Here is a 13233-nt window from a genome sequence, read left to right on the forward strand (position 1 = left end):
CGGCATCAATGCATGCGGCGCATACCTGACGTGTCACGCACCGCAGAGACGCTGCCCGCCGTGGTCGCGCAGTCGGCGCAGGAAGGACAGCACTCCCGCGCTGCCCGTCGCCCAGGCGGCGTCGGAGCCGACGAGGGTGTTGTCAGGCAGCAACGGCTGCCGGGCGGTCCCGCCACTACGGGCCAGGATCAGCCCCGCCACGTCTTCCGCGTCCCGCCAGAAGCTGTCGTCGCCCGTGGCGACGGCCGCGTCGACGAGCAGTTCGCCGACGCCGGCCAGACCGCAGCACTGGGAGACCAGGCTCATCCGCGGTGCGAGCGCGCGGCACACCCGGGCGCAGCGCAGGCCGAGTTCGAGAAGCTCCCTGTCCTCGTCCCGGCTGCCCGCCGCGATCAGGACGGCGCCTATGCCCGCCATTCCGCGACACCACGATCCATAGCGCCGGGAGGCGCCAGGGCCGGCGGCGGCAGCGAGCAGGCCGCGGGTGTCCGCGGCGAGTTGAGTGAGGCCGGCCCGGGCCGCAGCACCGACGGCCCGGTCGGCGGTGGCCCGGTGGTAGACGTGCAGGAAGTGGACGATTCCCGCCCTGCCGTGAGCGAAGCCCTGGTCGTAGGCCGCGAGCGAGGGTGCCTGCGGCAGCCCCGATCCCTCTTCCTCGGGCTGCCCGGTCCGGTTCAACAGCTCCCGGGCGCATCGGCCCGCTGCGGCCAGGTGCGCGGCTGCCCTCTCCTGATGTCCCGCAACGCGGGCCCGGTGTGCCAGGAGCAGTTGGCCCGTTCCGGTGCCTGCCGCACCGCCGATCTGGTCACCGCTGCCGTCGTAGTGCAGCAGGCCGGGCGGATCCGAGGGCGCCGGGCCACCGTGAGGAGACGGGAACGCGTCGGCGGCCGATGCCAGGAACAGCTCCACTCCGGTACGGCCGGTGTACAGGGCAGCGGACAGCGCGGCCGTCTCGGGGTGTTCCGCCGTTCGGCGGGCCAGGTCGGCGACGGCCTGCGGTACGCCTGGATGGTCAGTGTGGTGCAGGAGTTCCAGGCCCACCCCGGCCGAGCCCGCGTAGAGCGTCACGGTCGAGCCCGTGTGACGTCCGCCCGGCCCGGCGGGTGACCGGGAGGCGCGCACACAACCGGCGACGGTGTGCGCGATCACGTCGTCCAGCAGCCCGGCGGTGATCCGTGGCGGAGTCGGCGGACGGCGCCCGCCGACCGGTTCCGGCAGGCCGGCCCGTAACCGTCCCGCACAGGCCACTCGTTCCGCGGGATCGAGGCTGAGCAACCCGGCGACCAGCGCGCGGACCGGACGGTGGGCGGCGCCGGGCAGCGCGCCGTCCAAGCAGGCCAGTGTCCGGTCACGGTTGACGGCGTGGTCGGGGTCGACGACCACCGGGTCCATGCCGGTCAGCGCGAAGTGCAGGGTCGCGCCGAGTGCGTAGAGGTCGTCCGCCGGGTGGGGCGGGGCTCCGGCGCGGTACACGGGGAGGGTGTAGCCGGGTGTCGCACCGGCCGGGCGACGAGACCCCAGAGCACTGATGCCGAAGTCGACAAGACGACAGATGCCGTCCGAGCCGATGACCACGTTGCCCGGTTTCAGGTCGCACACCACCACCCCTCGGGCATGCACCGCGTCGAGCGAGGCCAGCAACTGATGTGCCAGCGCGAAGATCTGACGCCCGGTGTGATGGGGATCTGCACCATAAGGCCCGTGCTCCAGCACGTCGCGGCGCAGGTCACGGGGACCGCAGTCCGTGGTGACCAGGTACTCGTCCTCGCCGTGCCGCACGTGGTCGACGACGCGCGGCACGCCGTCGAGGCCGTCCAGCGCCGCCAGCACGGCACGTTCGTTGCGCAACCGGCCACGGGCGTCCACTCCGTGCTCGTCCTCGCCGGCATACGCTCTGGCCTGCTTGACCACCACCCGGCCACCGGTCACCGTGTCCACAGCGCGGTAGACGTCCCCGTGCGGGGACCGCGCGATGCCCCCGGTGAGCCGGTATCTGCCGCCGACAAGGCGCGTGGCAGGTCGCCCCGGGCCGGGCGCGGCCGCCCCGAACGGATCCTTCGTCCAAGGGGGTTGGCGGTACCGGCTGCTCGCACGACCGGCGAAGCTCTGACCGTCAGGACCGGTCATGAGGAGCGCCGACGCGCCGGCTCCGATCGCCCCGGGCGCCCGGAAGGGGCCGTACCGGTAGTAGACCGGAGCGTCCGGCCGCACCCGGCGATCGCTGAGCACCCGCGGTCCGGCGCGCCCGGCCAGGACCTCGGCCAGTTCCCTGCCGAGCGCCGCCACATCCTGCCCGCGGGGATAGACGGTGACCGCCTTCCCGACGAGGGCCTGGTCCCGCACCCCTGCGTTCAACTCCCCCAGCACCGCGGCGCTCCGCGCGAACTTCGCTTCGCAGGTGTAGCGCAGCAGCACCGGGACGAGTAGCTCCATGGTCCCGGCGAGGTCGTCGGGCCGGGCGGAGACGTGCAGTTTCCAGCCGTGCTCCATCGCCGGCATACGCGGATCGAACAGATAGAGCCAGACATCATCCGCACTACGGCGACGCTCGTGACCGGCCACGAGCGCGTCGAGCCGCTCCCCCAGGTCCGGCGCGGACCCGCCCGGAACCGACCCCGACCCCGGAACCGACCCCGGAACCGAGCCCGGCACCGGAGCCGGCACCGGTGCCGGCTCCGGCCTCAAAGGATCGGTTCTGCCGACGGTGGACCGGCCGGGCTAGTCACATGCGAACCGCGTGGTCGCGGTGACCCAGGGATCAGCCAAGCACGCTTCGGCACCGCGGCCGGGATCCAGCTCGTCCTCGAACGTGATCCCCTCCGCTTCCACATCCAGCGGACCGGCGTCACGGATGTCCAGTTCCACAGGGCTCATATCGATCCTTTCGCGAAAGAGCGGGCATTCCATTTCACGAACCGAGCGTCCTCACGGCGGTCCACGCCGTCCCGCCGCGCCGGAGAGCGCGCAGCCAGAGCGGCGAGTAGCGGGCTGTCGGACCGTCACAGTCTCCTGGACGCCCGCGAAGGAGGAACGTCGTAAACCAGCCGACTTGCGGGCCGGAAATCCGAACAAGATCATCCGCAGTGGAACCAAACGCCGCGCCGGTCTCTCTTCGACGGCGAGAAGGAGCGCGGCATACGCGGGAACAGAATCCGCAGCTGCGATGATCACCGGATCAGCCGAGTCAGGAACAAGGAGCGTCATGGTGCAAGGCAAGTTCGGTAGGCGCGCGGCGATGAGCGCTTCGGTGCTGGCTCTCGCCGTCGCCTCGGTCCCGGCCCTCGCTGCCCCGTCCGAAGCCCGGACCACGGCGGGGACCGAAGTGGGCATCACCGCTCGGCAGGACGACGCGCTGCCGAAGCCGGATCTCGATGCCCTGCACAAGGTCTTCGCGCAGGTGATGGCCGGCGGCGCGCCGGGCGTGATGACCCGTATCGACAGCGGGAACACCGTCTACCGGGAGACCGCCGGGGTGGCCGACCGCGCCAACGGGCAGGCCATGAACACCGATGCGCGCTTCCGCATCGGCAGCATCACCAAGTCCTTCTCGACGGTGGTGCTGCTGCAGCTCGTCCAGGAGGGCAAGATCGCGCTGGACGCGCCGGTCAACCAGTACCTGCCGGGTCTGCTGCCCGACTCGACGATCACGGTGCGGCATCTGCTGACCCACCGCAGTGGTCTGTGGGACTACACGAACGACATGTTCGCCAACACGGTTCCCGGATTCGAGGCGGTCCGGAACAAGGTGTTCACGTACCAGGAGCTGGTGAATCTCTCGCTCGCCCACCCGAGGACGGCCAAGCCGGGCGCCGCCTACCAGTACTCCAACACCAACTTCGTGGTCGTCGGCGCACTGATCGAGAAGGTCACCGGCAACCCGGTGGGCGCCGAGTACCAGCGGCGCATCATCACTCCGCTGCAGCTGAACAACACCTTCTACGTGCACCCGAGCGCCACCATCCCCGGCCGCCACATCAAGGGCTATCTGGCCCCCGACGAGGCGGGCGCGCCGCTGGTCGACTCCACCGACCAGACGGTCTCCTGGGCCCAGTCGGCCGGTGCCATGGTCTCGAACCCGCGGGACCTCAACCGCTTCTTCTCGTCCCTGCTGGGCGGCCGGCTGCTGAGCTCGGGCATGCTCACCGAGATGCTCAAGATGACGCCCAGCGACGACACCGGAACCCGTTTCTACGGACTCGGCCTGCGTCAGCGCGACCTGTCCTGCGGGATCTCGGTCTACGGTCACACCGGCACCGTGCAGGGCTTCTACTCCTACGCCTTCACGACCCGTGACGGCCGCCGCAGCGTCAGCTCGATGGCCAACACCTCCAACAACGGCAACGTCAACACCATCCTCGGCAACACCCTCGAAGCGGCCTTCTGCGGCAAGGCCCCCGCCCCGAAGACTCCGGCCACCCAGGGCCCGTCCTCGAAGCGGTCGGCGGCCGCCACCCCGAAGGCGCCGTTCTACGAGGACATCGCGCCGAACGTCGCCCGGCACTGAGTACGTTCCGGCCGGTGGCCGTGCGACCCGGCGAGGGCGCGCGGCCACCGGCCGGGAGCACCCGACGCGGCAGGGCCGGATCAGACGCCCGTCACGGCCCGGCTGCCGACCGCGGCGTCATCCTCGTGCGGCGTCCGGTCACGGCGCGGGAGCAGGAACGGCGTCGCCAGCATGAGGAGTCCGGCGATCACGATCGCGGTGCGCGGGCTGGTGACGCCGGCGAGCAGACCCCACAGGGCGGTCAGCGCGGCGATGGTGGCGTTGCTGGAGACCGACCAGGCGGACAGGGTGCGGGCGACGCGGTCCGTCGGGGTCTGTTCGAGGCGGTAGGTGGCGAACACCGGGTTGAACACGCCCATGCAGGTGATCAACCCGAGTTCGACGGCGATGACGAGTACGAGCCCGGCGACGCCTGGGCGGATGAAGAACAGCCCGGGCAGCCAGCAGGCGCGCAGCGTCCCGGCGGTGAGCATGACCTTGTGCTGTCCGAACCGCGCGACGAGCGGACGGGCCAGCCGTGAGCCGATGAGACCGCCGACGCACGGTGCTCCGAACGCGAGACCGTACTGCCACGGTGCGAAGCCGAGGTGACTCAGCATCAGGACGGCGAGCACCGGCGAGGTCGCCATGATCAGGCCGCTGACCAGGATCGTGTTGAAGAACAAGGGGCGCAGCGCCGGGTGGCTCAGGATGTACCGCCACCCTTCGAGCAGGTCGCCGGCCCGGAAGCGGGGTGCGGCGGTTCGCTCGGGGCGCGGCTCCTTGCCGCCGATCGCGCGGATCCCGGCTGCCGAGAGCAAGTAGCTGACCGCGTCGGCCACCACGGTCGTCACCGGGCCGAACAGCCCGATCGCCGCCCCGCCGAGCGGCGGTCCGAGCGCGGTGGCGGTCCAGGTCGTGGATTCGAACCGCCCGTTCGCGACGAGCAGGTCCTCCGGCCGCACGAGTGCCTTCAAGCAGGCGCCGGCAGCCGATCGGAAGGTGATGTTGGCCGCGGCGACGACGACCGACACGACCAGCAGCTGGACGAAGGTGAGCCGCCCGAGCGCGTACGCGGCCGGGACGGTCAGCAGCGCGGCGAACCGGGTCAGGTCCATCGCCATCATCACCGGCCGCTTGCGGCGGAACTCCACCCAGGGGCCGAGCGGCACCGCGACCGCCGCCCCCACCGCCAGTCCCGCCGCCGCGAGCCCCGACACCGCGGCCGGTCCTGCGTGCAGCGCGAGGATCGCGATCAACGGGAACGCGTCGAGCGCGATCCAGCTGCCGAACGTGCTGACCGCGAACGACGCCCAGAGCCACTCGAACTGCCGCCCCAGTGATCTCCTGCCCAGCATCCAGCCCGCCCCTTGCCGTGTCGCCCGAACCACCTCGCGTTGGCCACTGCGATCCAAGCGGTCCGGGCACCGGCGGGTCAAACCACCGATCGTTCGGCCGCGAGGTGGCCGCGGAACCCCTGCGGCACCGGCGCGAAGCGGTACGCCATGGTGATCGATGCGGGGTCCTGCACGGTGAGGCGGTAGCGGGTGCACATCAGATAGCAGAGCGTCATCAGCTGGATCATGCCGATGTCGGCGCCGACGCAGTTCTTCGGCGCCCAGCCGAAGGGTACGTAGTGGTTCTTGTCGACCGGTCCGTGCGGCGCGCCGGGCAGGAAGCGGTCCGGGTCGAACGTGTCGGCCTGCTGCCAGCACCGGGGGTCGCGGTGGATCATGTGCGGGCTCAGCAGGTAGCCCTGGTCCTTCTCCAGCCGGGTGGTACCGAGGTCGAACGAGAACCGGGAGCGCCGCATGAGGAGCAGCGGCGGGCTCCACATCCGCAGCACCTCCTTGACGAACCGGTGGGTGACCGGCGCCGCCTTCGTCGGTGCGGCACAGAACCCGGCCGGGTCCACGGCCCGCAGCTCGGTGGTCAGCCGCCGCGCCCACTCCGGGTTCCTGGCCAGCTCGTACAGCACGCTCGCCGCCGCGGCACCGGGCGGACCGCCGATCGCGGTGAGCACGGCGGTGACCACGTCCAGCGCGCGGTCCATGCCGAGCTCCGGAAGCAGGTCGACGATCGGATCGGCGAGGTCCAGCTCACGGGGGCGGCGGCCGGCGGCCCGCTCACGCAGCACCCGCCGTACGACGACGCCGGCCCGGACCTGTACCGCGGCGAAACGCAGGTGATGCCATGGCCCGGTGCCCGGTTGGCGGGCGATCAGGCGGAGCAGTTTCTGGTCGAGGTCCTGGCTGATGTGGCCGGCCTCGCGAGGGGTGAGGCCCGACAGGGCGACCGGCAGCATGGACTGAACGGCCACTTCCTGCGCGAGCAGGACGAGGTCCACGTCGTCGCCGAGCCGCGCGTCGATGATCCGTTCCATCCGCGTGATCATGTCGGCGTTGTGCTCGCCGGTGGTGAGCTTGTGCAGCTGGGCGAGCCACGCGCCGCGTACCCGGGTCCACCGCACCTGCGGGCTGCGGCGCCGCCTGATCAGGTCGACGAGGCGGTCCGGCATGACGAGGTGGTGCCAGTTCGCACCGCTCACCTGGCGTGCCGCGTTCGGCTCGAAGACGGCGAGCAGGTCGTCGTCCATCCAGAAGAGGCCGCCTTCGGCCGCGCTGCGCTGGCGCAGATCGTGCAGGAAGTCGGTGGGATGGTGCGGAGTGGTCATCGCCTCGCCTCTCGCGGCGTGCGGGGAGCCGCCGTCGGCGGCTCCCCGCAGCTCTGCCGATCAGATGTGGTGGTAGAGGTACCAGTGGATGTTCGTGGAGTAGCCGGCCCGGATGTTGAGTGCCGACATCGCCGAGCGGTAGAGCTTCCTCATCGTGTTCACCTCCTCCCGGGGGGATCGACGCGGGCGTGCAGTTCCGCGGTGAAACGCGGAGGAGCCAGCGCGGGGCCCGGACGGGGCCTGTCGCCGCCGGCTGTGACCGATAGCCGCCAGTCGTGGGTGATGATGCGGATCAGGTCTTCCAGCAGCGTCATCGTCACGGTCGCGCCGGCACAGGTGTGCGGCCCGAACCCGAACGGCATGAAGGCCGGATCGACGAGGGACTGCGCCCAGCGACGTGGCGCGAACTCGTCGGGGCGGTCCCAGTGCCGCGGGTGGCGGTGCACGAGGTAGGAGCACACGTCCACGTCGTCCCGCGGGCCGACCGTGACTCCGGCCAGCTCGTGCACACGGCTCGGAGTACGGGCGAACAGCCACGCGACCGGCCGGAGCCGCATCGCCTCCCTGACGATCCACTCCGGCTCGTCGCCGTCGGTGCCGGGGTGGGTGCCGACGAGGAGGACCGCCCAGCCGAGGGCGAAGCCGATCGAGCCGACCGTGGCGAACAGGAACGACAGATAGACCTCGGCGAGTTGGCCAGGATCCGCCGGCGGTCCTGCTCCGGTGATGGTCACGTCGAGCAGGTCGCGCGGCGGACGGTCGTGAGGGCCCGCGCTCCGGCGGGCCCGGATCTCCCGGGTCAGGACGCGCATGGCCCGGCGGCGGAACGCGAGCCGCGACAGCGCGGAATGGCGCAGCGGCGCGCCGGACAGCACCGCGCGGGTGATGATGCCGTCGACGGTTTCGTGCAGCTCCGCGGGTGCTTCCGGGCACAGCAGGACGTCCCGCAGGTGTTCGCGGACCAGGAGATTTCCCGCGTCCGGCCAGTCGGCGGAGGGTGCGAGCCGCTCTTCGACCAGGAGCGGCAGCCGGTCCCGGCGGGCGTCGAGCCGGCCGCGCACCAGCGCGCGGGCCGCCCGGCCGATCTCGATCTGCGCGGATCTGGGGCCGAAGACGCCGTCGCGGGTGTGGAAGAAATCGGACGTCTCGACGAACAGGCCCCGGCGGTTGCCCATCACCGCGCGTGCGGCCTCCGGATCGGCCACGCACAGCCGGCCCGACGCGGAGCGCCACACGTCGTGGGTGGCGTCGAACTCCGTCTCCAGGAACGCCAAGGGGTCTCGGTGGTAGGCGGCCGCGTCATGGCGGGGCCCCGCCGCTCGACCGTTCGTTCCGCCGCCGGCCGCCGACGCCAGGGCATCCTCCTCGACCGGACGGGAGGCCACGGGAAAGTCTGGGCCTGCGTCCGGCCGCGGTGGATCCCGCGCCCCCTGATACCGGACCGCCGTGAGACAGCGTGCTCCGCCGCCGGCGCCCTGTCACGACCTGATCCGGCCCAGTCGGTGCGATCCGTCGGTGCGGTCCGGTCAAGCGGCGCCTAGACGCAGGAGGGGCACAGTCCGCGGTAGGTGACCTCGACCTGGGACACGGCGAAGCCGAAGCGCTCCTCCGCCGGGAGGTCGGCCAGCGGATCGCCGGTGGGGTGGACGTCGCGGATGGTGCCGCAGGTGGAGCACACCAGGTGCTGGTGCGGGTGGTGGGCATTGGGGTCGTAGCGCTTGGCGCGGCCGTCGGTGGCGACCTCTATGACCTCGCCGAGGGACACCATCTCGCCCAGGGTGTTGTAGACGGTCGCCCGGGAGATCTCGGGCAGCCGCTGCGCCGCGCGGGCGTGCACCTCGTCGGCCGTGAGATGCACGTGGTCGCCGTCGAGGACCTCCGCAACGACACGTCGCTGGGAGGTCATCCGCCAGCCACGGCCACGCAGTCGTTCCAGCAGGTCACTCATATCGGTTCACCTATTCAGGTTCGGTGGGATGCCCGAAGTTTACCGATGGATGTCCGGGTTCCGATTGGATGTGGGCCTGGCGCGCTTCTTGACTTGGAATCTGTCCATCGTAGGATCGGTTCCGGCAATAGCCAAGAGACAGGAAGCCTCCAGTACGGCAGGAGACAGAGACGTACGGGACCACCGCCGAGGAGCTGCGCGGTGCCGGCCTGCGGGTGACGGCCGCCCACGTCGCGCTGCCCGGGACCGTCCCGGACGGTCCCGGGGCCCGCGCCCCGGCCGTTCCCCCCGCCCGCAGTTACAGAGCACCGTGATCTCCCAGGTCCGGAAGGATTCCCATGACTGAGAACAACGACGCGATCGTCACAGACGCGAAGGCGGAGGGCGGGGGTGGCTGCCCGGTCGCGCACGGGCGCGCCGCGCACCCGACGCAGGGCGGCGGAAACCGCCAGTGGTGGCCGGAGCGGCTCAACCTGAAGATCCTCGCCAAGAACCCCGCCGTGGCCAACCCCCTCGGCGAGGAGTTCGACTACGCCGAGGCGTTCAAGGCCCTCGACCTGCCGGCCGTGAAGCGGGACATCGCGGAGGTGCTGACGACCTCGCAGGACTGGTGGCCCGCCGACTTCGGCCACTACGGCCCGCTCATGATCCGTATGGCGTGGCACAGCGCGGGTACCTACCGGATCAGCGACGGCCGCGGCGGCGCCGGGGCCGGTCAGCAGCGGTTCGCCCCCCTCAACAGCTGGCCGGACAACGTGAGCCTCGACAAGGCCCGCCGCCTGCTGTGGCCGGTCAAGAAGAAGTACGGCCAGAGCATCTCGTGGGCCGACCTCATGATCCTCACCGGCAACGTCGCCCTGGAGACGATGGGCTTCGAGACCTTCGGCTTCGGCGGCGGTCGTGCGGACGTCTGGGAGCCCGACGAGGACGTCTACTGGGGTCCTGAGACCACCTGGCTCGACGACGAGCGCTACACCGGCGACCGTGAGCTGGAGAACCCCCTCGGCGCGGTCCAGATGGGCCTCATCTACGTCAACCCGGAAGGCCCCAACGGCAACCCGGACCCGCTCGCCGCGGCACGCGACATCCGTGAGACGTTCCTGCGGATGGCGATGAACGACGAGGAGACGGTCGCCCTGATCGCGGGCGGTCACACCTTCGGCAAGACGCACGGCGCGGGCCCGGCGGACAGCGTCGGCGACGATCCCGAGGCCGCCCCGCTCGAGCAGCAGGGCCTCGGCTGGAAGAGCTCCTACCGCACCGGCAAGGGCGGCGACGCGATCACCAGCGGTCTCGAGGGTATCTGGACGAACACCCCGATCGCGTGGGACAACAGCTTCTTCGAGATCCTGTTCGGCAACGAGTGGGAGCTGTTCAAGAGCCCCGCCGGTGCGCACCAGTGGCGGCCGAAGAACGGCGCGGGTGCGGGCACCGTACCGGACGCCCACGACGCGTCGAAGAGCCACGCTCCGACGATGCTGACGACCGACCTCGCGCTCCGGTTCGACCCGGCCTACGAGCAGATCTCGCGGCGCTTCCTGGAGAACCCCGACCAGCTCGCGGACGCCTTCGCCCGCGCGTGGTTCAAGCTGACCCACCGCGACATGGGCCCGGTCGTGCGCTACCTCGGCCCGGAGGTCCCGACCGAGACGCTGCTGTGGCAGGACCCGCTTCCCGCGGTGACGCACGAGCTCGTCGACGCCGGGGACGTCGCGTCCCTCAAGGGGCAGATCCTCGCCTCGGGCCTGTCGGTGGCCCAGCTCGTGTCCGCCGCCTGGGCGTCGGCCTCCTCCTTCCGCGGCAGTGACAAGCGCGGCGGCGCCAACGGTGCGCGCGTCCGTCTCCAGCCGCAGAGCGGCTGGGAGGTCAACGAACCCGACGAGCTGGCGCAGGTGCTGCGCACGCTCGAAGGCGTCCAGCAGGCGTTCAACGCCACCCTGACCGGCGGCAAGGCGATCTCGTTCGCCGACCTGATCGTGCTCGCGGGCGGTGCCGCCGTGGAGAAGGCCGCCAAGGACGCGGGCTTCGACGTCGAGGTCCCGTTCACGCCGGGCCGCGCCGACGCGTCGCAGGAGCAGACGGACGTGGAGTCGTTCGCCGCGCTCGAGCCGGCCGCCGACGGGTTCCGCAACTACCTCGGGAAGGGCAACCGGCTGCCGGCCGAGTACCTGCTGATCGACCGGGCGAACCTGCTGACCCTGAGCGCCCCCGAGATGACGGCCCTCGTCGGTGGTCTCCGCGTCCTGGGCGCGAACCACCAGCAGTCGGCGCTCGGTGTCCTCACCACGACCCCGGGGACCCTGACGAACGACTTCTTCGTCAACCTGCTCGACCTGGGCACGACGTGGCAGCCGACGTCCGAGGACGCGAACACGTTCGAGGGCCGCGACGCCGCCACGGGCGAGGTCAAGTGGACCGGCAGCCGGGCCGACCTCGTCTTCGGGTCGAACTCCGAGCTGCGCGCGCTCGCGGAGGTCTACGCCAGCGATGACGCCAAGGAGAAGTTCGTGACGGACTTCGTCGCGGCGTGGCACAAGGTCATGAACCTCGACCGGTTCGACCTCGTCTGATCACGAGGACTGATCACAGCCGGTGATCACCGCGTCCGGGTCGGCCCGCAGGGGCCGGCCCGGACGTTTCCGTTCTGCCGGAACCTTCGGGGCTAGCGAAGGATCCCGGCGGAGCGGGCCGCCTTCAGCCAGGACGGGAACTCCTGCAGCAGACGGTCGTACAGCTCCTCGTCCGAGACCTTGTCGATGTCGTCCACGGCGAAGAAGCCGACGTTGTCGACCCGCCGGCCGGGCATGTTGTCGAACTTCTCCAGCACCCCGAAGTTGGCCCGGCCGAGACCGACGAACTGCCAGAACACCGGCTCCTCCACGGCCGCGCGCAGCTCCTGCTCGATCTCGGCGTTGCGGTACACCCCGCCGTCGGAGAAGAACAGCACCAGGGTCGGCGCCTGCGCCGGGTTGTCGCGCACGAATCGGCGGACCTCGGCGATGACCTTCTGCTCCTCGTTCTGGATGCCGACTACGCGCATGTCGACTTGTCCCGGGCGCTGTCCCTTCGGCGGCTTCTTGCGGCCGAACAGGCTGATCTGGCCCACCCGTACATGGAGTTCGAGCCAGTCGGGCAGATCGCCGACGGTCAGGTCGGGCAGCCGGGCCGGGTGCGAGGCGAACGTCCAGGCCTGCATCTCGCCGTCGTCGTCGACCTGTGCGGCGACCGCGGCCATCCGCTCGACCACGCTGTGGACGGTGCCGCGCGAGTAGAGGCCGGCCATCGATCCCGAGGCGTCGAGGACCAGGATCACCCGGGCGACCACGCCTTCCGCACCGTGCTTGCGCAGGCTGACGGCGACCTGCTGCTTGCGCAGCGAGAGCCGCTTGCGCATGTCGACGGGCAGGTTCTCCTCGCCCTTGGTGAGCCGGGCGGGCATGGCCGGGGCGGCGGGCCCCGCCGGCGACGGCGGTGGCGGCGGCGGTACTACGGGCACGGGTGTCGGCGTCGCGGCCGCGGCCGCGGCCGGCGGCTCCTCGTCCACGCTGATCCCGAAGTCCTGCGCGAGGCCCGCGAGCCCCGACGCGTACCCCTGTCCCACCGCGCGGAACTTCCAGCCGTCCCCGCGCCGGTACAGCTCTCCGCCCAGGAAGGCGGTCTCGGTGGTGGCCGTCATGTCGAAGCGCGCCAGCTCGGCGTTGGTCGCCAGGTCGAGGAGCCGCAGTCGCAGCGCCGGGACCTGGCCGAACGTGCCACCGTCGGCGGACGCGCCCAGCAGGACGCGGTCGATGGCGGGCTCGATCCGGCCCAGGTCCACGTCGATCACGTCCTCGCCGGACGCCGCCGAGCCCACATGGCGCACCGCGCCCCTGGGGTGTTCCGGCTGGTTGTAGAAGACGAAGTCGGCGTCGGAACGCACCCGCCCCGCCTCCGTGAGCAGCAGCGCGGAAGCGTCGACGTCCGGCACGCCCGGGCCCGCGCCCCAGGTCAGCACGGCCCGGACGGCGGTGGCAGCAACGGGGACATTGGCGCCCTTACCGAGCGAAGGTGTCGAGGTCACGACGGCCAGTCTGCCGCACCGGCGGAAAAATTCACCGGAGCCCGTCGGCTCCCGGCGTAGCAGAGGGG

The 13233-nt window shown here is 71.2% G+C and carries 9 protein-coding genes; 2 read left to right on the plus strand and 7 right to left on the minus strand.

Annotation, left to right across the window (positions count from 1 at the left end; translation table 11 throughout):
• Window positions 1–33: 33 nt before the first annotated feature.
• A complete protein-coding gene (gene lanL, locus O3W51_RS15460) occupies window positions 34–2664 on the minus strand; it encodes a class IV lanthionine synthetase LanL (RefSeq protein ID WP_331284072.1) in 2631 nt (876 codons plus the stop codon).
• Between the two features lie 54 nt (window positions 2665–2718).
• Window positions 2719–2874, minus strand: coding sequence for an SflA family class IV lanthipeptide (locus O3W51_RS15465; RefSeq protein WP_187145120.1), 156 nt, complete (start codon window positions 2872–2874; stop codon window positions 2719–2721).
• 328 nt (window positions 2875–3202) lie between these two features.
• Between O3W51_RS15465 and O3W51_RS15470 the strand changes: the two genes are divergently transcribed.
• Entirely contained in the window at window positions 3203–4504 is a 1302-nt protein-coding gene (locus O3W51_RS15470) for a serine hydrolase domain-containing protein (protein WP_269286203.1), read from the plus strand.
• A gap of 80 nt (window positions 4505–4584) precedes the next feature.
• On the opposite strand, the gene O3W51_RS15475 is transcribed toward O3W51_RS15470, so the two are convergent.
• The 4 genes from O3W51_RS15475 to O3W51_RS15490 form a co-directional block, all read right to left on the minus strand.
• A complete protein-coding gene (locus tag O3W51_RS15475) occupies window positions 4585–5841 on the minus strand; it encodes an MFS transporter (RefSeq protein WP_269286205.1) in 1257 nt (418 codons plus the stop codon).
• Between the two features lie 77 nt (window positions 5842–5918).
• On the minus strand, window positions 5919–7157 hold the full coding sequence (locus O3W51_RS15480) for a cytochrome P450 (protein ID WP_138352827.1): 1239 nt from the start codon (window positions 7155–7157) through the stop codon (window positions 5919–5921).
• Window positions 7158–7315: 158 nt separating this feature from the next.
• Window positions 7316–8542, minus strand: coding sequence for a cytochrome P450 (locus O3W51_RS15485; protein ID WP_269286208.1), 1227 nt, complete (start codon window positions 8540–8542; stop codon window positions 7316–7318).
• A 152-nt stretch (window positions 8543–8694) separates the two neighbouring features.
• The gene (locus O3W51_RS15490) at window positions 8695–9105 is read right to left on the minus strand and encodes a Fur family transcriptional regulator (RefSeq protein WP_138352825.1); all 411 of its coding nucleotides are present in this window, start codon (window positions 9103–9105) and stop codon (window positions 8695–8697) included.
• A 338-nt stretch (window positions 9106–9443) separates the two neighbouring features.
• On the opposite strand from O3W51_RS15490, the gene katG reads away from it, so the two are divergent.
• On the plus strand, window positions 9444–11675 hold the full coding sequence (gene katG / locus O3W51_RS15495; RefSeq protein ID WP_138352824.1) for a catalase/peroxidase HPI: 2232 nt from the start codon (window positions 9444–9446) through the stop codon (window positions 11673–11675).
• A gap of 92 nt (window positions 11676–11767) precedes the next feature.
• On the opposite strand, the gene O3W51_RS15500 is transcribed toward katG, so the two are convergent.
• Window positions 11768–13165, minus strand: coding sequence for a VWA domain-containing protein (locus O3W51_RS15500; RefSeq protein ID WP_138352823.1), 1398 nt, complete (start codon window positions 13163–13165; stop codon window positions 11768–11770).
• Window positions 13166–13233 lie beyond the last annotated feature (68 nt).

It is taken from the genome of Streptomyces sp. H39-C1 (assembly GCF_027158125.1).
GTDB classification, from domain to species: Bacteria; Actinomycetota; Actinomycetes; order Streptomycetales; family Streptomycetaceae; genus Actinacidiphila; species Actinacidiphila fildesensis.

Bases quoted from the DNA above. Each gene is read 5' to 3' on its own strand.
- O3W51_RS15465 (WP_187145120.1), bottom strand. From the start codon at position 2,874: ATGAGCCCTGTGGAACTGGACATCCGTGACGCCGGTCCGCTGGATGTG.
- O3W51_RS15470 (WP_269286203.1), top strand. From the start codon at position 3,203: ATGGTGCAAGGCAAGTTCGGTAGGCGCGCGGCGATGAGCGCTTCGGTG.
- O3W51_RS15475 (WP_269286205.1), bottom strand. From the start codon at position 5,841: ATGCTGGGCAGGAGATCACTGGGGCGGCAGTTCGAGTGGCTCTGGGCG.
- O3W51_RS15480 (WP_138352827.1), bottom strand. From the start codon at position 7,157: ATGACCACTCCGCACCATCCCACCGACTTCCTGCACGATCTGCGCCAG.
- O3W51_RS15490 (WP_138352825.1), bottom strand. From the start codon at position 9,105: ATGAGTGACCTGCTGGAACGACTGCGTGGCCGTGGCTGGCGGATGACC.
- katG (WP_138352824.1), top strand. From the start codon at position 9,444: ATGACTGAGAACAACGACGCGATCGTCACAGACGCGAAGGCGGAGGGC.